At 64.4% G+C, this 19,808-nt stretch carries 20 protein-coding genes and 1 tRNA gene; 12 read left to right on the forward strand and 9 right to left on the reverse strand.

What is annotated here, in order from left to right; genetic code table 11:
• Positions 1-30: 30 nt before the first annotated feature.
• Entirely contained in the window at positions 31-762 is a 732-nt protein-coding gene (locus tag QYR03_RS04260; RefSeq protein WP_301713116.1) for a LysR family transcriptional regulator substrate-binding protein, read from the reverse strand.
• 22 nt (positions 763-784) lie between these two features.
• Between QYR03_RS04260 and QYR03_RS04265 the strand changes: the two genes are divergently transcribed.
• Positions 785-1,144 (forward strand): DUF5997 family protein, encoded by a 360-nt coding sequence (locus tag QYR03_RS04265; RefSeq protein ID WP_259851291.1) that lies wholly within the window; start codon positions 785-787, stop codon positions 1,142-1,144.
• Here the strand turns inward: QYR03_RS04265 and glyA are convergent.
• The gene (gene glyA, locus QYR03_RS04270) at positions 1,141-2,430 is read right to left on the reverse strand and encodes a serine hydroxymethyltransferase (protein ID WP_259851290.1); all 1,290 of its coding nucleotides are present in this window, start codon (positions 2,428-2,430) and stop codon (positions 1,141-1,143) included. The two genes, QYR03_RS04265 and glyA, sit on opposite strands and share 4 nt — an antisense overlap.
• 108 nt (positions 2,431-2,538) lie before the next feature.
• Here glyA and coaA point away from each other — a divergent pair, with 108 nt between their 5' ends.
• Entirely contained in the window at positions 2,539-3,465 is a 927-nt protein-coding gene (coaA, locus tag QYR03_RS04275; protein WP_301713115.1) for a type I pantothenate kinase, read from the forward strand.
• 22 nt (positions 3,466-3,487) lie between these two features.
• On the opposite strand, the gene QYR03_RS04280 is transcribed toward coaA, so the two are convergent.
• The 3 genes from QYR03_RS04280 to mca form a co-directional block, all read right to left on the reverse strand.
• A complete protein-coding gene (locus tag QYR03_RS04280; RefSeq protein WP_301713114.1) occupies positions 3,488-4,258 on the reverse strand; it encodes an isoprenyl transferase in 771 nt (256 codons plus the stop codon).
• 95 nt (positions 4,259-4,353) lie between these two features.
• The gene (locus QYR03_RS04285; RefSeq protein ID WP_301713113.1) at positions 4,354-4,665 is read right to left on the reverse strand and encodes a hypothetical protein; all 312 of its coding nucleotides are present in this window, start codon (positions 4,663-4,665) and stop codon (positions 4,354-4,356) included.
• Entirely contained in the window at positions 4,662-5,555 is an 894-nt protein-coding gene (gene mca / locus QYR03_RS04290) for a mycothiol conjugate amidase Mca (protein WP_259851286.1), read from the reverse strand. Before mca ends, QYR03_RS04285 begins: the two co-directional genes overlap by 4 nt.
• A gap of 80 nt (positions 5,556-5,635) precedes the next feature.
• Here mca and QYR03_RS04295 point away from each other — a divergent pair, with 80 nt between their 5' ends.
• From QYR03_RS04295 to QYR03_RS04305, 3 genes are all read left to right on the forward strand, one after another.
• The gene (locus QYR03_RS04295; RefSeq protein ID WP_259851285.1) at positions 5,636-6,118 is read left to right on the forward strand and encodes a DUF4307 domain-containing protein; all 483 of its coding nucleotides are present in this window, start codon (positions 5,636-5,638) and stop codon (positions 6,116-6,118) included.
• A 79-nt stretch (positions 6,119-6,197) separates the two neighbouring features.
• A complete protein-coding gene (gene greA, locus QYR03_RS04300) occupies positions 6,198-6,719 on the forward strand; it encodes a transcription elongation factor GreA (RefSeq protein ID WP_259851284.1) in 522 nt (173 codons plus the stop codon).
• Between the two features lie 82 nt (positions 6,720-6,801).
• Positions 6,802-7,137 (forward strand): hypothetical protein, encoded by a 336-nt coding sequence (locus QYR03_RS04305; protein WP_259851283.1) that lies wholly within the window; start codon positions 6,802-6,804, stop codon positions 7,135-7,137.
• Between the two features lie 83 nt (positions 7,138-7,220).
• Here the strand turns inward: QYR03_RS04305 and QYR03_RS04310 are convergent, their stop codons facing one another.
• Positions 7,221-8,393, reverse strand: a complete 1,173-nt coding sequence (locus QYR03_RS04310; RefSeq protein WP_301713112.1) for an HNH endonuclease signature motif containing protein — start codon at positions 8,391-8,393, stop codon at positions 7,221-7,223.
• A 244-nt stretch (positions 8,394-8,637) separates the two neighbouring features.
• The gene (locus tag QYR03_RS04315) at positions 8,638-9,489 is read right to left on the reverse strand and encodes a Bax inhibitor-1/YccA family protein (protein WP_301713111.1); all 852 of its coding nucleotides are present in this window, start codon (positions 9,487-9,489) and stop codon (positions 8,638-8,640) included.
• A 130-nt stretch (positions 9,490-9,619) separates the two neighbouring features.
• Here QYR03_RS04315 and QYR03_RS04320 point away from each other — a divergent pair, with 130 nt between their 5' ends.
• Positions 9,620-10,612, forward strand: a complete 993-nt coding sequence (locus QYR03_RS04320; protein WP_301713110.1) for a suppressor of fused domain protein — start codon at positions 9,620-9,622, stop codon at positions 10,610-10,612.
• Positions 10,613-10,632: 20 nt separating this feature from the next.
• Here QYR03_RS04320 and QYR03_RS04325 read toward each other — a convergent pair.
• Positions 10,633-10,706 (reverse strand) — tRNA-Leu (locus QYR03_RS04325).
• A 78-nt stretch (positions 10,707-10,784) separates the two neighbouring features.
• Between QYR03_RS04325 and QYR03_RS04330 the strand changes: the two genes are divergently transcribed.
• From QYR03_RS04330 to QYR03_RS04350, 5 genes are all read left to right on the forward strand, one after another.
• On the forward strand, positions 10,785-11,414 hold the full coding sequence (locus QYR03_RS04330; protein ID WP_301713109.1) for a CPBP family intramembrane glutamic endopeptidase: 630 nt from the start codon (positions 10,785-10,787) through the stop codon (positions 11,412-11,414).
• 65 nt (positions 11,415-11,479) lie between these two features.
• The gene (locus QYR03_RS04335) at positions 11,480-12,286 is read left to right on the forward strand and encodes an ABC transporter ATP-binding protein (protein ID WP_301713108.1); all 807 of its coding nucleotides are present in this window, start codon (positions 11,480-11,482) and stop codon (positions 12,284-12,286) included.
• A complete protein-coding gene (locus QYR03_RS04340) occupies positions 12,283-12,918 on the forward strand; it encodes an ABC transporter permease (protein ID WP_301713107.1) in 636 nt (211 codons plus the stop codon). The genes QYR03_RS04335 and QYR03_RS04340 overlap by 4 nt, the downstream gene beginning before the upstream one ends.
• A 1-nt stretch (position 12,919) precedes the next feature.
• The gene (locus QYR03_RS04345) at positions 12,920-13,606 is read left to right on the forward strand and encodes an ABC transporter permease (RefSeq protein WP_301713106.1); all 687 of its coding nucleotides are present in this window, start codon (positions 12,920-12,922) and stop codon (positions 13,604-13,606) included.
• Positions 13,606-14,538, forward strand: a complete 933-nt coding sequence (locus QYR03_RS04350; protein ID WP_301713105.1) for an ABC transporter substrate-binding protein — start codon at positions 13,606-13,608, stop codon at positions 14,536-14,538. The genes QYR03_RS04345 and QYR03_RS04350 overlap by 1 nt, the downstream gene beginning before the upstream one ends.
• Here the strand turns inward: QYR03_RS04350 and mfd are convergent.
• Complete coding sequence (gene mfd / locus QYR03_RS04355) at positions 14,528-18,145, reverse strand: transcription-repair coupling factor (RefSeq protein ID WP_301713127.1); 3,618 nt, start codon at positions 18,143-18,145, stop codon at positions 14,528-14,530. The genes QYR03_RS04350 and mfd overlap by 11 nt on opposite strands.
• Before the next feature lie 230 nt (positions 18,146-18,375).
• Here mfd and QYR03_RS04360 point away from each other — a divergent pair, with 230 nt between their 5' ends.
• A complete protein-coding gene (locus tag QYR03_RS04360) occupies positions 18,376-19,788 on the forward strand; it encodes a hypothetical protein (RefSeq protein WP_259851591.1) in 1,413 nt (470 codons plus the stop codon).
• Positions 19,789-19,808: the final 20 nt, after the last annotated feature.

Here is a 19,808-nt window from a genome sequence, read left to right on the forward strand (position 1 = left end):
TTGCAGGCCCCCCATTATGCAAACTTTGCGTCATTTATAACGATTGCGCACCCCTTTTTTGGGGTGCTTCCTCGCGGACCCCTTTCGCTGCGCACAGCTTTTGCCGTTTACTTTACGGTTCACTTTCGCGCGGCTCCGTTCTCTTCTCGGTTCGCTTTTCGACGCCTCCCCGCTCCCCCGCGACGAATTCCTCGTCCTCCCTTTCGCCACCCCGACGAAGTCCTGGACCGCCTCGGAGTCGTCCGCAACGGCCCACACCAACGCGATCTCGGTTTCGGCATCTGCGGCTGGGTCGACGAGTTCGAGCACTCTGACCTGTTTTTTCGCCAGCACTTTCAAAAGGGGTGCGGGCGCATAGGCGACGCCGACATTCGCGGCGACAACTTGGAGGGCAGTGCGCAGGTCATCGATCGAACCGGACCCTCCCTCATGGGCTTCCCCGGCGGCGCTGAACCGGAAGTTCACGATCTCGTCGACGAGATCGCCGGTGCGCACGGGCTCCCCCACTTCGGCGTACACCGAATCTTTGGGCACAGCCACTCCGGGCTTCTCGGAGTACAGCTTCACCTGGTGGTACCTCTGCCCGGGCTCACCGATGCGGGAATCGGGAAGGCGGGTGAGAGCGAGGGTGGCGGTGCCGTCGATAAGCAATGCGACGGGGTCGTCACTGGGGATGTCCTCGAGCCCGCTACCGGTAGTGTCGCGGTAGCGGGCGAACCACTTTCCAGGTTCGGTTCCGGTGACGAAGGCGAGGCGAAGCATACCCCGATGCTACCGTTTGAGCATGAGCGAACAGCCGTCAAGCACAGCGATGAAGCCCGCCACCGCCGCGAAGAAACTCGGGATCTACCTCCCAGCGACCCCGCAGGAATTCCAGGACGGGTCCGTCACCCATGCGCAGCTGCGCGAGCTGCAGGACACCCCGCCGGAATGGCTGGCGAAACTGCGCGCTGAGGGGCCGCACCCCCGCCCCGAGGTGGCGCGCAAGCTGGGCATCAGCATCACGGCGTTGAAGAACAATGACATGGACAAGCCACTGACCACCCAGGAGATCAAAGAGCTACTAGAGGATCAGCCGGCCTGGCTGTCAGAGGCGCGCCGCGTCCACGCCGAGGAGCGCGGCACCGGCGTACGGGAAGATTAGAGCATCTTCCAGTCTTCGAGGCCCGGGTAGAGCGGGAAGTCCTCGGCGAGCTTATCGACGCGCGCCCGCAGCGCCTCCACATCCGCACTCTTACCCTGCGCGAGTGCGGTGCCGATGATGTCCGCAGTCTCCGTGAAAGCGGCCAGGTCGAAACCGCGGGTCGCCAGAGCCGAGGTACCGATACGCAGACCGGAGGTGACCATCGGCGGACGCGGGTCGTTCGGCACGGCGTTGCGGTTGACCGTGATGCCGACGGAGTGCAACAGGTCTTCCGCCTGCTGGCCGTCGAGTTCGGAGTTGCGCAGATCCGCGAGGACGAGGTGGACATCGGTGCCGCCGGTGAGCACGTCGACGCCGGCCTGCTTGCAGTCCCCCGCCGTCAGGCGCTCAGCCAGAATGCGGGCGCCCTCCAGGGTGCGCTCCTGACGGTTCTTGAACTCGGGCGTGCCCGCGATCTTCAGTGCGGTGGCCTTCGCCGCCACGACATGCATCAGCGGACCGCCCTGCTGGCCGGGAAAAACGGCGGAGTTGAGTGCCTTAGCGTGGTCCTGTTTGGCCAGGATCATGCCGGAGCGCGGGCCGCCGAGAGTCTTGTGGATCGTGGTGGACACGACATCCGAGTGCGGCACCGGCGACGGGTGCAGGCCCGCGGCCACCAGGCCGGCGAAGTGAGCCATATCGGTCCACAGGTACGCGCCCACCTCGTCGGCGATCGCGCGGAAGGCGGCGAAGTCCACGGTGCGCGGGTAGGCGGACCAGCCAGCGATGATCACCTGCGGGCGGTGCTCCAAAGCGAGCTCCCGCACCTTATCCATGTCGATGAGCATCGTTTCCGGGTCCACCTCGTAGGCCACCACGTTGTACAGGCGGCCGGAGAAGTTGATCTTCATGCCGTGGGTCAGGTGGCCGCCGTGCGCCAGCGACAGACCCATGATGGTGTCGCCCGGCTTGATCAGGGCGTGGAGGACGGCGGCGTTCGCCTGGGCGCCGGAGTGGGGCTGGACGTTGGCGTACTCGGCGTCGAAAAGCGAGGTGGCACGGTCGCGCGCGATGTTCTCGATGACGTCGACGTTCTCGCAGCCGCCGTAGTAGCGGCGGCCCGGATAACCCTCCGCGTACTTGTTGGTCAGCACGGAGCCCTGCGCCTGCAGCACCGCGCGCGGAACGAAGTTCTCCGACGCGATCATCTCGAGCGTGTTGCGCTGGCGGGCCACCTCCCCGAGGATCTGCTCGTGCACTTCCGGGTCGAGCGACGCGAGGTCTTGGTAGCGGAGATCTTCAGTCATGTTCCGGGTTCCTTTCCGTACGGCAGTTATGCGCCAGTATGCACCACTTCACTCTAGACACACCCCTTAAGGCCGAGTTTCGTGCCTGCAAGTGCAACAATGGTGCCCATGCCGCGACCCGCAGACCCGAGCCCGTACCTGGATTTCCCGCGCGAGGCGTGGCGCGAGCGACGCGCCACCATGCCGCAGGTAATCGACGAAGCCGACCTCGAGCAGCTGCTCGGCATCGGCGAGAGCATGGACTTGCAGGAAGTCGCTGACATTTATCTGCCTTTGTCGCGTCTGATCCACTTGCAGATCCGCGCGCGCCAGAAGCTCACAGCGGTGACGGAGACATTCCTCGGGGAGAATCCGGGTCACGTGCCGTTCATCATCGGGATCGCGGGGTCCGTCGCGGTGGGCAAGTCGACGACAGCGCGTGTGCTCCAGGCGCTGCTCCAACGGTGGGATTCCCATCCGCGCGTCGACCTCGTGACCACAGACGGTTTTCTCCTTCCCGCCGCGGAGCTGCGCGAGCGCAACCTAATGACGCGCAAGGGGTTCCCGGAGTCCTATAACCGCCGCGACCTGCTGCGTTTCGTCACTGAGGTCAAAGCTGGGCGCGACAACGTCAAGGCGCCGCTGTACTCGCACGACGCGTACGACATCATTCCGGGCGAATACCAGGTCGTCGACCACCCCGACATTCTCATCCTCGAGGGCCTCAACGTGCTCCAGACGGGTCCGACACTGATGGTGTCCGACTTGTTCGACTTCTCGGTGTACGTCGACGCGAAGACGCAGGACATCGAGAAGTGGTACATCGACCGCTTCATCAAGCTGAAGAACACCGCGTTCCGCCGTCCGGGGGCGCACTTCGCGCGGTTCGCGGACCTCACCGACGAGGCTGCCGCGGCGGAGGCCCGCAGAATTTGGCAGACAATCAACCTGCCCAACCTAGTGGAGAATATTCAGCCGACGCGTGTGCGCGCATCGCTCGTGCTCTCCAAAGCGGCCGACCATTCGGTTCAGAGGGTGCGCATGCGCAAGATGTGATGCGCGTGCTTATCGACGCCCCCTACTTACCGAACCTCCTCGACCTCTGCGAGTAGTCGCGCAGCGCGCGCAGGAAATCGATCTTGCGGAAGGCCGGCCAGTACGTGTCGGTGAACCAGATCTCCGAATAGGCCGACTGCCACAGCAGGAAGCCTGAGAGGCGCTGCTCGCCGGAGGTGCGGATCACCAGGTCCGGGTCGGGTTGGCCGGATGTGTAGAGGTGCTGGGATAGGGATTCGACGGAGACTTCGTCGGCAAGCTTCTCTGCCGGGACCCCCTCCGCGACCTTGGCCCTGAGGAAGTTCTGGACAGCGTCGACAATCTCCTGGCGCCCGCCGTAGCCCACGGCGATATTGACCACGATGCCGTCTTTGTCCTCGGTGGCCGCGGCCGCGGACCGCATGCGGTTCGCCACTTTTTCGGGCAGCAGGTTCAGGTGCCCGACAAGGCGGATGCGTGCCTCGTAATCGTCACCGGAGAGCTCGTCCACAACACCGGAAATGATGTCGTAGAGCAGCTGCACTTCCTCCGCTGTGCGCGAGAGGTTCTCCGTGGACAGCAGGTAGATGGTCACGACTTCGACGTTCATTTCCGCCGACCACTGCACCAGCTCCCCGATTTTGGCTGCACCGACGCGGTGGCCGTGGGAGATGTCCTCGAACCCGGCTTCACGCGCCCACCGACGGTTGCCGTCGGCCATGACCGCGATGTGCTTCGGACGGCTCACGCCTTGGAGTTCACGCTTCAACCGTTTCTCGTAGAGCGGGTACAGAAGTCGGTCGAGCTGAGTCACGTGCACAACCTTACTCTGCTTGGAGCGTCCTGCTCGACTGCTCGGCGTATCAAGCGCCGGTTCTGGTGCCGGTTCAGGTTCCCGAGACAGGGCCGCTAGAAGAAAGTCTTCTTGCGGCGGTCCAACAGGCCCTCGGCCGCCATCGCTTCATCGACAGCCTTCTCATCGAAGACGTCGAGCCCGTGCTCCTCCGCGAAACGCTTGCGGCGGTTGAAACGCGAATAGCGGCGGTGGAAAGCCCAGCCGATCAGCAAAATGACCGCCATCATGCACACGACGATGAGCGCGCCGATGGGCTCCGCCTTGCCGAACTCCGGCCCGACGGGCGCGTCCTTGTTCATCTGCTGGGCCAGCACCGTCACTGTGCCCGCGAGATTGTCAATCCCCGTGTCGATCCGCACTGTCATTCTCCTTCGTTCCCTGCTTCAGCGCCGAGGTCAATTCCAGCGAACAGGTCTGTTTCCGGCAGGGAGGTCTGCACGCGGGTCTGCGCCAGCTCGAATTCCTCGGTCGGCCACACTTCCTTCTGCACCTCGACAGGGCTAGCCAGGAAGGCGCCCGCCGGATCGATTTGCGTCGCGTGCGCCGTGAGGGCCTCGGCGCGGTGGCCGAAGTAATCGCCGCACTCCACCTGGGTGGTCACGCGCTGCATGATGTCGGAGGCGTTCTCCTCCCAGCGCTTCAGCATGGGCTCGTAGGGGCTGGGCTTGCCCTCCGCGGCGAGGCGGTCGTGCAGCAGGCGCATGCGCTGGGCGACGAAGCCGTGGCTGTAGTACAGCTTCAACGGCGTCCACGGCTCCCCCATCTCGGGCGCGAAGTCCGGGTTGCCGGCTTCCTCCCACGCGATCATGGAGATCTTGTGCACCATGATGTGGTCCGGGTGCGGGTAGCCACCGTTCTCGTCGTAGGTGATAATCACGTGCGGGCGGAATTCGCGGATCTTGCCAACCACGACTTTGGCCACCTCGACAGGGTCCTCCAACGCGAAGCAGCCCTCGGGCAGAGGCGGCAACGGGTCGCCTTCCGGCAAGCCGGAGTCCTCGTAGCCCAGCCACTCGTGCTCCACGCCTAGGGCGGCGGCCGCCGCGGCCATCTCGCCGCGGCGGATCTCCGTCATGCGCTCGATGATCCCCGGCTTGTCCATCGCCGGGTTGAGGATGTCGCCCCGCTGCCCGCCCGTGCAGGTGAGCACCTTCACGCGGTCGCCCTCGTGGGAGTACTTCGCCATCGTCGCAGCGCCCTTGCTCGACTCGTCGTCTGGGTGCGCGTGAATGGCCAGCAAACGGTATCCCGTCACTTAGTGTTCCACCTCTACTTGGGGTTATGGTTAATCGCGAGACAAGTTTAGTACCTCCCCCGATTAGGAAGAGAACCCACGTGGCAGAGCACGATTCTTCGGCGGACGAGCACACCGGACGCACCCGCGCCCGCTACGGCACCACGGCCGCCAAGGCCGCACCTTCCCGCACCGCTGGAAAGATCGTCGCCGTGATCTCCGTGCTGTTCATCGTGCTCATTGTGGCGTTCGCGGGGCGCTACATCATGCAGCGCCGCGCCGAACCCATCACGGCGGAACTCGTCGCACACGAGCGCATCGACGACACCACCTCCCGCGTCTGGTTCGACGTTTCCCGGAACGATCCGTCTGTCCCCGGCTACTGCATCATCACCTCCCTGAACTACGAGCACGCCGAGATCGGCCGCCGCGACGTTGTGCTCCCCGCCGGCGGTGAGGAGCACACCCGCATGCACGTGGACATCCCCGTCCGCGATGTCCCCGTCTCGGGAGGCGTGTACGGCTGCTCCACGACGATTCCGTCTTTCCTTGACGCGGATGAGGAGTTCGTGGAGGCGAGGTAGGAAGCGTCGATAAGCGGTGCTCATGTTAATATCCGAACGAATAAGCAACCCAACATGAGGAAACGAGGGTCCGAACTCCATGGCTGAAAAGCAGCAGCAGTACATCACCCCTGAAATGAAGGCCAAGCTCGAGGCCGAGCTGCAGCAGCTCATTGACAACCGCCCGGTCATCGCCGCCGAGATCAACGAGCGCCGCGAAGAAGGTGACCTCAAGGAGAACGCCGGTTACGACGCCGCGCGTGAGCAGCAGGACCAGGAAGAGGCCCGCATCAAGCAGATCTCCGAGCTGCTGGCCAACTCCACCACCGAGCGCGCGGGTGTCGTCGACGGCATGGCTGTCGTCGGTTCCGTCGTGCACGTCTACTACAACGGGGACAAGGACGATAAGGAGACCTTCCTCATCGGCACCCGCGCCGCCTCGACCGACAACAAGGACTTGGAGACCTACTCCGAGCAGTCCCCTCTCGGTGCCGCCGTCCTCGGCGCGACTGAGGGTGAGACCCGCACCTACACCGCTCCGAACGGCCGCGAGATTTCCGTCACCATTGAATCCGCGAAGCCGTATGATTCGGTTAAGGCCAAGACCCCGCGCGCGAAATAAAACACCCGCGCAAAAGCACGTGACTGCTTTTCGACGCATACCCCCAAAGCACTTTCCAAGCACCAAGGATAAGGACACTGCAGTGACTACCCGCACTTCCCGCAAGGTTGCCGCCCTCGCTCTCGTCGCCGCCACCGCTTTCGGCGTGACAGCGTGCTCCCCGCCGCATCAGAAGGATTCCGCCGAGAAGGTCGACACCGCCACGAGCCAGAACCCTGACTCCCTGAAGGGAGCAGGCGAGAGCTCCTCCGCGTCCACCACCACCTCGACGTCCACGTCTACCAAAACGTCCACTGTGGCTGCCACCGACGCGAACCTCGGCGAGACCAGCGGCACCACCGATGGTGCGACCACCATCGAGCCCGAGACTGCCACCACGGACGAAGCTGGCGTGGCTGAGCAGGCACCGCTGAACTAGCTGCGGCACCTTCTCGCCTTCGTTCTACGCACGCCGATCCACCCCTGCTCTTACCGTTCGACACGGTCGGAGCGGGGGTTTGTTTATGTTCCTGCTTGTGTTCCGAAGAGCTGTTTCATGGCTCCGTAGGGGTGGCGGTTATTCGCCACTGGTGTGCCCCTGGGCGATACCCAGGTCGGTGTTCCGGCCCTGATCTCAATCCGGCCCCTGTTCTTTTTGGCCGGGTCATCATCGTTGGTGCGGTTGTGGTACCTGCACAGCACCGACAGGTTATCCATATTCGTCAACCCACCCCGCGACCAGGCTGTGACATGGTGGACCTCGCAGTTATCCGCCGCGTGCCGGCAGCCTGGTACCGGGCAGGTGGTGAGCACCATCCGGGCTAAATCCCGCTGCTTGGCATTCGCCAAACGCTTGGTGTCATACAGGTTCACCGCACCAGCCTGCGGGTGGAACACCGCGACTTCCAAGGTGGTGCCGTGAAACCGCGCTAAATACTGCGCCCCGGTCATCGTGGTGCCATCGGATAACCCCAGCACCACATCATCACCGTCACCGGCAAGGATCCTGGTGTACTCATCGAGCGGGATGAGCACCACCGGGCGTGGCACCGCCGCGGCCACACCACCACCAGCACCAGAACCACCAGCACCGGCACCGGCACGGTCGCCGTTGTTGTTGGTGGTGTGGATCAGGTTGACGAACGCGTCATACATCTGGCCTGCCACCGGCCTATCTGGGCGCAGATCACGCCGCAAGGCGAATTCCACCGCTGCTATAACGTGTTCATCCCCGGTCACCGTCATCGTGCGGGTGCCTTTGAAAGACCCGGTGAACCGCACACCCAGTGCAGGGGCACCACGCCCACCATCACCATCACCGCCCCCATCACTGTCACTGTCGCCGTGGTTGGGGAGGATGTCGGCGGCTTTGCGCTTCAACGTGTCGTAGGTGCCACGCACCGACAACAACGCCAGGCGCAACCCCCACTTACCGGCATCATCAGACACGCCACGCACACAGGACTCGATGAAGACCAACTGGTCCAACGACTTCGATGTTTCACGTGCCAGGCGCACTGCGTGGCGTTGTTTGCGGGTAAACCGTGTCGGGCCGAAATACACCTTCGCCAAACCGGACCACTTGCGTACCGTGAGCGGGTTGATGCCGGCACGCACCGCCACCTGACGGTCAAACCCCGCCAAGATCCCCATCGGGGAGGACACCGAAGCGATGAAAGCGTCGAAATCGTTCATGCCCCAAACCATAAACCCCCACCCCACCCACCAACAGACCCCCAACCCACACCTGTGGATAACCCAAGAACCACAAGGTCAACGGCATGTGGAAAAACGAAAAAGAAGGCCTCGGTACCGACAAACTGTGCAAGTACCAGGCCGAGGGAATGTGGAAACCAGCGTTGGAAGCGTCGATAAGCATGCAAAAGGCCCGCACGAGACGTACGGGCCTTGTGTACCGCTTGGACGCGGGTGGTGAAGACTAGTCCCTGAAGTAGGACAGCAGGCGGAGGATCTCGGTGTAGAGCCAGACCAGGGTCACAGCCAGGCCGAGAGCCACGCCCCATGCCATCTTGGCGGGTGCGCCGGTGCGGACGAGCTTGTCAGCGGTGTCGAAGTCGCTGAGGAAGCTCAGGGCACCGAGGACGATGCAGACAAGGGAGAAGATGATGGCGATGGGTCCGCCATCGCGAAGCGGGGACATGCCCGTGAAGATGAACAGCAACAGGTTGCCCAGCGCGAGGACAGCGATGCCGATGATGCAGCCGGTGATGATGCGGGTGAACTTCGGGGTGACGCGGATGGCGCCGGTCTTGTACACGAAGAGCATGCCGGCGAAGACACCGATGGTGCCCAGGATCGCCTGGAAGATGATGGCACCGGCGTTCTCGCCGCCGACCATGAAACCTGAGAGGACCAGCGAGAATCCGCCCACGAACAGGCCCTCAAACACCGCGTAGATCAAGGTGACGGCAGCGGATCCGTATTTGCGGCCGAAGGAGTGAACCAGCACGGTAATGAAGCCGCCGATCGCGCCGACAAAGGTCAGGAACATGGCAATTCCCGGGTTCACCATCCCGATGCCGAAGGTGACCACGGCGAACGCGACGATCACGGCGAGGGTAATGCCGGTCTTGGTCACGATGTCGTCGACCGTGATGGGGCGCTCAGCACCCTGGCTGTAAGCCTGGCCCGGCTGCTGAAAATTCGGCTGCTGTCCGTACTGCGTCTGGCCGTACGGCGACTGCTGCGGGTAGCCGGCCTGCGGGTTGGCGTATCCTGTGTTCTGCTGGGCCTGCGGGAGGCGCGTCAGCACGGGGTTGTTTGATTTCACGCTTCTCGGGTTCCTTTCTCTGTTCCGCTTTCTACTTTCTCCAAGCGGCGGTCAAACTGATCATCGATCATACTGTTCAACGCATCACCTCGCTGTTTCGTTCCCGCGCGGTGCGAAATAGTATGGGGGCATGGCTTGGAGGTGGGGTTTCTTCAGTCGCGCAGCGCAGCAGACGGGCGGCGATTTCTTGCTCGCCCACCTCGGCCAGGTAGCGGGGGCTGAGCCTCTGGCGGTGCACGGGGAATTGAGGTTCTCGGAGGAGATCGCGGTGGTCGTCTACCGTTTCCGTGAGCTTGTCCCCCATCTTCTCTACGTCACCTACGGGTTGTCGCGCACGCGTTCCTCGGCGCCAACGGCGGGCACTCAGGATGAGATGACGCTGCGTGTCCCGGATACCGCCGAACCGCCGATGTGGCCCGTGCACCGTTTGCGCCGCCTCGCCCGCTACCGCCGTAATTCCGGCAATCCGATCGAGCCCGGCCATTACATGGATCTGCGTGCGCCGGTGTGTGAAGGCGCGACACTTTCAGGTTTCATCTTCGTCAACGACCCGGTCGTCCCGCTGCTGACCGCACGCACGGGCCGCGTCTGCTTCCTCAACGCAGTGCCTGTGACCGCCGACGAACTCGACGCAGCGCTGTGCTGGGATCCGCTGAAATTCGCGGGTGTGCTCGGCGACACGCTGCCACTGGGCGTCGGCGATCCCGCGCGCGCATCATTGCTTATCGATGCCGCGTTCTCCCGCCCTCTCACCTCCCTCACTGAGAGGGACGGCTCCTCCATCGCGGCGGTGTCTTCCGGCTATTTCGCTGTCGACGAATCGGGCCGCATTGATCTGACAACCCATGCCTCGGAGCACGTGCTGCGGGCGATGAAATGGCGTCTCGGTTACGGGCGGCCGTTCGCTGTCGTGGGTGAAGGCGATGCCGGTTGGGTGCGCTTCGTGCCCGCTGAGGAGCCGGCGGTGGCCTTCGGGGAAGACGAACATTCCAGCTCCCACCTGACGGTGGCCGTCGACCGCGCGCTGCGCCACGAGATTCTCGCGGTGCTTGACAATGCGCCAGGGATCTACCGTCTGAGTACGGCGCCGCTGGCCATCAGTGTCATCGACCCGGCGCGGTGACGCGCCGTCGGATCTGAAAGTGCCCCCACAGGGACTCGAACCCTGACTGAATCGATTTTAAGTCGACTGCCTCTGCCAATTGGGCTATAGGGGCCGGCCGGGCACGCATATGAGCCAAGCCTGGTGAATGAGTGTACGGCACGCCGGTGCGCGCTCCTATACTTGCTCCATCATGACGTCGCGTGCTGTTCATCCTTGGTTGGTCCTCGTGCCCTGTGTACTCGGAGCGCTGGGGCTTTTCTTCGCGCGGCAGGCTGGCGACGGCACGGCGGGGTTCTACGCGCTGACCGTTGTCACGGCCGTGGTGTATGCGGCAGCGTGGTGGATCTGGGGCGACCGGTACGCGTGGGCAAACCTGAAAGGTGCGGATCTGGCACGCGGTATCGGGATCGGTGCGGCTTTGGCCGTCGTCTTCCTGGTTGGGGCGGTCGTGGTCCGGCGGATCCCGTTCTTGGCGGAACCGGTCAGCGCCTTGCTGAGCATGCCCGCCGCCGGGGGCTGGGTGCCGACGTTGGCGGTGCTCGTCATCAACGGCATCGGCGAGGAGCTGGTGTACCGAGATGCGGTGCCGCGGCAGTTGCGCAGGCGCTTCTCGGAACTCGGCACGGGCGTGGCCTCGACACTGATTTACTGCATCGTCACCGTGGCGATGGGGGTGCCGCTGCTCGTCTTCGCGGCGGGAGTGCTCGGCGCAGTGTGCTTCGTCGAAGCCTCGCGCACAGGAAAAGTGGTTTCCCCCATCGCGGCCCACCTGACGTGGAGTATCACGATGTTGGCGGCGATGCCGCTGGTCCTTCAGTGACGCACTGGGGCACGGACTGAAAGAATCACGACCGGCATCGCCATCCGCGCAGTACGCTGATTACGGTGATCGAATTCCGCAACGTCTCCAAGACTTACCCCGGCTCCACACGACCGGCGGTGAAGGATTTCAGCCTCACGGTCGAAGAAGGCGCGACGACGGCATTCGTCGGTCCATCCGGTTGCGGGAAGACGACGCTGCTGCGGATGGTGAACCGTATGGTCGACCCGGATGAAGGCACCGTCTTGGTCCGCGGCGACGACGTGTCTCAGGCTGATCCGGTGCAGCTGCGCCGCAGCATCGGCTACGTCATGCAGCATTCGGGCCTCATGCCGCACCGGACGGTGCGAGACAATATCGCGGACGTGGCGCGGCTGGGCGGGGCGAGCAAAGCCGACGCGCGCGACAAGGCGGAGGGAATGTTGGAGTTGGTGGGGCTGGATGCGTCGTTAAGCAAGCGTTATCCAGCGGAACTCTCCGGCGGCCAGGCGCAACGCGTCGGCGTTGCCCGCGGGCTGGTCAACGAACCGGACGTGCTCATTATGGACGAGCCCTTCGGCGCCGTCGATCCCGTGGTGCGGCGTGGTCTGCAACGCGAGATCATCGAACTGCGGGAGAAGCTGACCACCACTGTTTTGCTCGTCAGCCACGACATCGACGAGGCGTTCTTCCTCGGTGACACCGTGGTCGTTCTCGGCGAGCAGGCCCGGATCGAACAGGCGGACACCCCGGAGAAGGTTCTGGCGGAGCCGGAAAATGGGGCGGTGAGGGAGTTCGTCGATACGCAATCACGCAGGTTGCGTACACAGCGACGCGGCGGGCAAACCGTCGTCGTGGATGCCTCGGGCCACATGAAAGGCGTCCTCGAATGAACTGGGACTGGCTCGCGGATAACGCGGGAATGATCGGTGGGTTGGCGTGGCGGCATGTCCTCATCGCGCTTCCGGCGATCGTGCTGACATTCGTGTTGGCTGTGCCCCTCGGCTGGGCCGCGCACCGTTCGGGGCGCTTCCGTGAGGTGATCGTCGCTGCGACGAGCCTGGTCTACGTGGTGCCGGGGCTGGCGATGTTCATTGTGATGCCGCTGGTTCTAGGCACATCGATTCTCTCGCCGCTGAATGTGGTGGCGGCGATGACGCTGTACGGTCTCGCATTGATGGTGCGCAGCTCCGCCGACGCGTTCGATGCGGTCCCCGTCGATGTCAAACAGTCCGCTGTCGCCGCCGGATACTCCCCACTCGGACGCATTCTGCGCGTCGAGCTTCCGCTGGCGGGCCCCGGCCTGGTCACCGGCATGCGCGTCGTGGCGGCTTCGACGGTGAGTCTGATCTCGGTCGGTGCGCTAATAGGTGTGGAATCGCTGGGCACTCTGTTCACTGAAGGTTTCCAGCGTGCGTTCCCCACCGAGATCATCGCGGGCATCGTCGGCACCGTCGTTCTCGCATTGCTTTTCGACGCCGCCTTGAACCTGCTTGCCCGCCTCACCATGCCGTGGAGGTCCTGACATGCAGCCGCTGATCGACGCCTTCGCGTACCTCACCACCTCCTCGCATTGGACCGGCGCCACCGGATTCGCGGTGCGCATCGCTGAACACCTCGGCTACACCGTTTTGGCGGTGCTCGCCGCTGCGCTCATCGCCGTTCCCGTGGGCGTGGCTGTCGGGCATACCGGTAAAGGGGCGAATGCCGTGATCGCCATCTCCGGTGCTTTGCGTGCACTGCCGGAGTTGGGTCTGCTGACCTGGTTGGCTATCACCCTGCCGCGCGGGATCAGCTGGCCGATCATTCCGTCGCTCATCGTGCTCGTGCTTTTGGCTGTCGCACCGCTTTTAGCTGGAATCGTCGCCGGTTTCGAGTCCGTCGAGCGGGACGTGGTGTTATCCGCCCGGGCCGCCGGGTTCAGCGAAAAGCAGATCCTCCGTGATGTGGAGCTGCCGTTGGCCGCGCCGGTGATGCTCGGCGGGCTGCGTTCGTGCGTGGTACAAGTGCTGGCTACAGCGACTGTCGTCGCCTATATCGGTCTCGGCGGGCTGGGACGCTATCTCATCGACGGGCTGGCCATGCAGGATTATGCGCGGATGGTGGCAGGGGCGATCGTCGTCACGCTTCTCGCCTTGGTCGTGGATGTGCTGCTCGCGGGTGTGCAGCGCTGGGCGACCCCAAATGGCCTAAATGTGAAGGAGAATGCGTGATGCGTGCCCGCTATCTGGTTGTACTTCTCCCCTTCCTGCTCGCCGCGTGCGCTCAGGGTGACCCGCTGGACACCTCGGGCTCAGATGAGGCCCCGACGGTGGAGGCGGATGCCGGGACGATCGTCATCGGCACCGCTAATTTCCCTGAGGCACAGATCATCGGGCACATTTGGGCCGCAGCTCTCGACGATGCCGGCTTCGAGGCCTCCGTCGCCCCCGGGATCGGCTCGCGCGAGGTGTACCTGACGGCTGTCGAGGACGGCACCATCGATATCGTCCCGGAATACGCCGGAAATCTGGCGTCCTTCTACGCCGAGCTGCCCGAGCGTGCCGACGAAACCGCGGTGCGCGACACCCTTTCTGCTTCCCTGCCGGAATCGCTCGAGCTTGGCGAGTTCAGCCCTGCTCAATCCGCCGACGCCTACCGCGTCACCACCGCCACAGCCGACCGTGGCATCCGCAGCATCGGGGACTTAGACAAACTCGATCACATCACCATCGCCGCCCCACCGGAATTCGCGGAGCGGCGCTACGGACCACCCGGCCTGACATCGGTGTACGGAATCGATCTCGGCAAAATCACGGTCCGCCCGATTTCCGACGGCGGCGGCCCGCTCACCGTCCAGGCGCTCGAGGAAGGCGCGGTCGACGCCGCGAATATCTTCACTACCTCGCCAGCCGTGACGGGGAAGGGAGACAAGCCCGACCTAGTGATTCTCGAGGACCCCCTCCACCTCATCCCGCCGCAGAATGTCGTGCCCGTGATCCGCGCCGGAGCGCTGCCGCCCGGCGCGCTCGATGTGGTCAACAACGTCAATGCTCAGCTGACCACCGACGATCTGGTGGAGATGAATCTGCGCAATGTCGGCGACGAGCGCGCGGAGCCCGCCGTGATTGCGCGAGACTGGATCAGCGACCGCGCTACTCGCTGACGGAGACCACGCGCTTTTTCGCGGGTTTGTCGATGCCTGCGCCCCTCACCGAGACCTTCTCCACGTCGAACATCTCGCTCAGGAAGTCGGCAATCCACTGCAGCAGCTCCTCGTCGCGGAGATTCGGGGCGTTGAGGGCCTTCTTCGCCCCACCTTCGCGCGGGAACGGCACCTGGACTGCCTTTGCCGCGGCGCGGTAATTCGAGCCTGGGTACAGGCGTTTGAGGCGCACCTGCTTCGAGTCGGGCATGTCCACCGGGTGGACTTTCAGGCGCGTGCCCTGCATGGTGATGTCGGCTACCCCGGCGCGGCGGGCCTGGTGGCGCAAACGTGCGACGGCGAAGAGGCGCTCGACTTCCTCGGGCATCTCGCCGAAGCGGTCGACCAATTCCTCGGCCACATGGGAAAGTTCCGCGTCGTCGCGGGCGGCGGCGAGCTTGCGGTAGCTCTCCAAGCGGAGGCGCTCGGAATTGATGTAGGTCTCGGGGATGTGTGCGTCGACAGGCAGGTCGATGCGGATCTCCTTGGGGCCTTGGTCGGTGGCGTCGACGACGTCGCCGGACATGAGGGCCTTGTAGGTCTCCACGGCCTCACCCACGAGGCGCACGTACATGTCGAAGCCGACGCCGGCGATGTGGCCGGACTGCTCCGCGCCGAGCACGTTGCCGGCGCCGCGCATCTCCAAGTCCTTCTGGGCGACCGCAATTCCGGCGCCGAGGTCGTTGTTCTGAGCGATGGTGGCCAGGCGGTCGTACGAGGTCTCGGTGAGCACCTTGTCCTTGGGGTACAGGAAGTAGGCGTAGCCGCGCTCGCGGGAGCGGCCGACGCGGCCGCGCAGCTGGTGCAGCTGGCTCAGCCCCATGTTCTGGGCGTTCTCGACAATCAGGGTGTTGGCGTTGGCGATGTCCAGGCCAGTCTCCACAATGGTGGTGCACACGAGGACGTCGAAGTCGCGGTTCCAGAAGCCCTGCACCGTCTGCTCGAGCAGCTGCTCCCCCATTTGCCCGTGGGCGACGACGATGCGCGCTTCCGGCACGAGGGTGCGCAGGTGCCGGGCGGTCTTCTCGATGTCGGAGACCTTGTTGTGGATGTAGAAGACCTGGCCGTCGCGAAGCAGCTCGCGCCTGATGGCGGCGGCGACCTGCTTGTCTTCCTGCGGACCCACATACGTCAGCACCGGGTGGCGGTCTTCCGGCGGGGTCGTGATCGATGTCATCTCGCGGATGCCGGTCAGCGACATCTCGAGAGTGCGCGGAATCGGGGTCGCGGTCATGGTGAGGACATCGACGTGCGACTTGAGCGCCTTGATGTGCTCCTTGTGCTCCACGCCGAAGCGCTGCTCCTCGTCCACGATGATGAGGCCGAGGTTCTTCCACTGCACGCCCGTCTGCAGGAGGCGGTGGGTGCCGATGACGATGTCGACGGAGCCGTCGGCAAGCCCCGCCATGATCTTCTTCGCGTCCGCGCCGGTGGTGAAGCGCGACAGCTCCTTCACGTCCACACCAAAGCCGTCCATGCGTTGGCTGAACGTCGAGAAATGCTGTTGCGCAAGCAGCGTCGTGGGCACGAGCACGGCGACCTGCTTGCCGTCCTGCACCGCCTTGAACGCGGCGCGCACCGCGACCTCGGTCTTGCCGAAGCCGACGTCGCCGACGATGACGCGGTCCATCGGCGTGGGCTTTTCCATGTCCGCCTTCACCGCTTCAATCGCGGCCATCTGGTCTTCAGTCTCGACGAAGGGGAAATTGTCCTCCATCTCGATCTGCCAGGGCGAATCCGGAGCGAATGCGTGCCCAGGGGCGGACGCGCGCTTGGCGTAGAGCTGCACGAGCTCTCCCGCGATTTCGCGCACCGCCGCACGGGCCTTCTTCTTCGTGTTCTTCCAGTCGGAGCCGCCCATCTTGCTTAACGACGGCTGCTCCCCGCCCGAGTATTTGCTCAGCAAGTCCAGGGACTCCATGGGCACCCACAACTGGTCGGCGGGCTGGCCGCGCTTGGCCGGCTGGTACTCCAGCACGATGTACTCGCGACGCGAAGAATCCTCGCCGGTGCCGATCGTGCGCTCGGCCATTTTCACGAACCGGCCGATGCCGTGGGTGTCGTGCACGACGTAGTCGCCAGGTTTGAGCGCCAGCGGGTCGACCCGGTTGCGGCGGCGCGGGGCACGACGCTTGGCACCGGCGATATCGCCGACACGGTTGCCGGTCACGTCGGTCTCGGTGAACACGACCAATCCGGGGCCTGGGAAGGTCAAACCTGCGTGCGACAGCGCCTGGTAGAGCGTGACCTGGCCGTCGACGGGCTCGAGGCCGGCAGTGGCCACGCGCGCGGAAATGCCGTTTTCGCGCAGGCGCTCCGCCATGCGGTCCACGGTCCCCTTCGCCGGCGCGGTGAATGCGGCGCGGCCGCCGTTTTTCAGGTGCATCTTCACCTGGCCGTACAGCGCCTCGATCTGCTTCGGGTCGCCCTTCGGTGCTGGCGCGGCCTCGAATTCGAGGGGCAGGGTGGCTTCGTCGTCCTCGCCCGCGGCGAACATGCCGGGAGGCGCGAAGGTCCACCACGCGTTGCCGGCCTCGCGGGCCGAGACCTCCAGGGATTCGAAGGATCGGTAAGAGCTCGCCGACACATCCAGGCCTTCTGCCGCGACGGGTCCGTCGGCGCCCATCGCGGCGGCCTCCCAACCTGCCTCGAGGAATTCCTGGTCGGTCGCCTGCAAATCGGAGATGCGGGTGCGCACCTTCTCCGGCGATGTCACCAGCACCACGGAGCCTTCCGGCATGAGCTCGGGCAGCACCGCGTACGGCGCACCGGTCAGCGCGGGGATGAGCGCCTCCATGCCGTCGGCGTGCGTGCCGTCGGAAATGCGGGTGAGCAGCTCCACCAGGGTCCGGTTGCCGGGGTGGGCCTCGGCGAGGGAGGCGGCGGACGCTTTGACGGCATCGTCGATAAGCAATTGGCGCGCGGGATGCAGCTCGACGCGCGCGATGTCTTCGATGGTGCGCTGGTCCGCAACCGCGAATGTGCGCAGGTCAGTAACCTCGTCGCCCCAGAACTCGATGCGCACCGGGTGCTCGGCCGTCGTCGGGAACACATCGATGATGCCGCCGCGGGTGGCGAATTCCCCGCGGCCGGAGACCATGTCGACGTGCTCGTACGCGAAACTCGTCAATGATGCGGCGAGCTCCTCGAAGTCGTATTCCTCGCCGTGTGCAACCTCAATCGGCGCCACCGCCGGCAGCACCGGCTGGCACATAGCGCGCGCGGAAGCCACCACGACCGACGTCTCCGCGAGCCCGTGCAGCACCTGATTCCGCTTGCCGACGATGTCCGCGGCGGGCGACAGACGCTCGTGCGGCAACGTCTCGAACGCCGGCATCAACGCCACCCGCTCATCACCGAGCAACGCCGAGAGTTCGGCGGCGAGATCCTCGGCCTCGTGCCCAGTCGCAGTGACGAGCAGCACCGGCACGGTGCGCGCGATCGTCGCCGCCGCCCACGGACGCACCTGGTCAATGCCGGTGACGTGCAGCGACGGCTCCCCCACCCGTTTGCTCAGACCCTTCAACTTCGGATCCGTCATCGCCTGGGTCAGCACCCCGGCGAGCATCGGCACATTCTGCGGCTGGTCAGCCATCGAACCCCCTGGTTGAAGCTTAAGTCCGGGCGATAAAAAAGCTTCCCCACCAGGACTCGAACCTAGAATGACGGTACCAAAAACCGCAGTGTTGCCAATTACACCATGGGGAAAGACGGTCAAGAGCTTACCGCATTGCTCATGCGAACAGAATTCCCCTCCACTTCAATGTGCGGAAGGTGTGAGCCAGCTACCCTGAACCTGTGACGAAGACCAACAAGATCCTTCTCGCTGTCCTTGGCGTGCTGCTGCTCATCGCGGCGGTCATGGGTGGAGCCATCGCCGCGCGCAGCGGTCTTTTCGGCTCCGGCGACGACATCGCGCAGCCCTACAACGAGACGCGCTACAGCGGAACGATCGAGAACGCGGAAGGGCTTATCGAGGCCGCGGACCCCGTCCCCGTCGTACTCGTCGTCCGCTTCCACGACAACGGCGAGACAGGTGAGTTGACCTCCCCCACCTTGAAGCGCCACTCCACGCTGACCCGGACCGACGAGCACACCTACCGCGAAGAGATTCTTCACGGCGAGGATGTCGACGCTGGCGACAGCGGTGTCGAGTGGACCTTCGAACCTGGCGAGAACGATGCCATGGACGTCTCCTATACCACCTCCGACGGCGCCTCCGCCTCTGCCGAGCTGCCTCAGACTGACCCGGGGAACACCTCCGGCGAGGTCGGCATTAACCCCGAGGTAGCCGGCGCCGAACCCGACGGGATCGAATTCCCCGAGCACTCCTACCGCTCCACCGGCACCATCGAATTGGTCCACGCCGACGACCCGTCGAAGAATATTTCCGATGAGGTCATCTTCCGCATCTCCCAAGACGCCACCACCCACACCGTCGCCTACCCCGGACGCGGCTGCTACGGCACTGTCGATAGCACCGATCCCAATATCCGAGTAGAAAACATCACCGTCGGCGACTGCGAAAGCGGCGGCACCTGGAAATTCACTGGCGGCGATGCCAGCGGCGGCTCGGCAGAATTCACCTCCGCCGACGGCAAGCTCACCGGCTCTTTGAACTTCCACGCCGGCGAGTGGGACGACATTGATGGTGAGATCGGCATTGCCCGCTCGGGCCCGGTGCTGGACTTCTACGAGGAGTTCACGGCGGAAGACTCCGGCGCCGGCAAGAAGAAGTCGGCTGAGGAGGGCGACAGCTCCCGTCAGGCCCGGGAGGCTGCTTTCATGACGCCGTGGGGTTACGGGGAACTGCTCATCGGGATGAGCGAGAAGGAAGCGACCGAGTTGGGGCTCGATTCCGGCTCGGTCGCCCCCGCGGAGAACGGGATCGAGGGGTGCACCACAGCAACATATTCCAAGCTTGGCGTCCCCGAGGCGACGGTGTACCTCGAAAACGGTGTAATCAGCGCGATCCGCGCGGAGGGCGGCAACGGCTATTTCGAGAACGAGCCGATCCATAGCTGGAAACCCGGCGATGATTTCAACATCGTCCCGGGGCATGAGCCAGAAACCGAGAAGTCCGGCGAATGGTCAGTCAAGCACTGGTACCTCGAGGGCGGCAACGGCAACATTCTCCATGTCCGCCTCTTCACCGCAGAGTCCCAGACAACTTTCACGGCCTACACCCCCGACACTTCCTGCAAAGGGTGACAGTGCGGGGGTGCGCCCCC

It is taken from the genome of Corynebacterium sp. P4-C1 (assembly GCF_030503595.1).
Taxonomy (GTDB): Bacteria; Actinomycetota; Actinomycetes; order Mycobacteriales; family Mycobacteriaceae; genus Corynebacterium.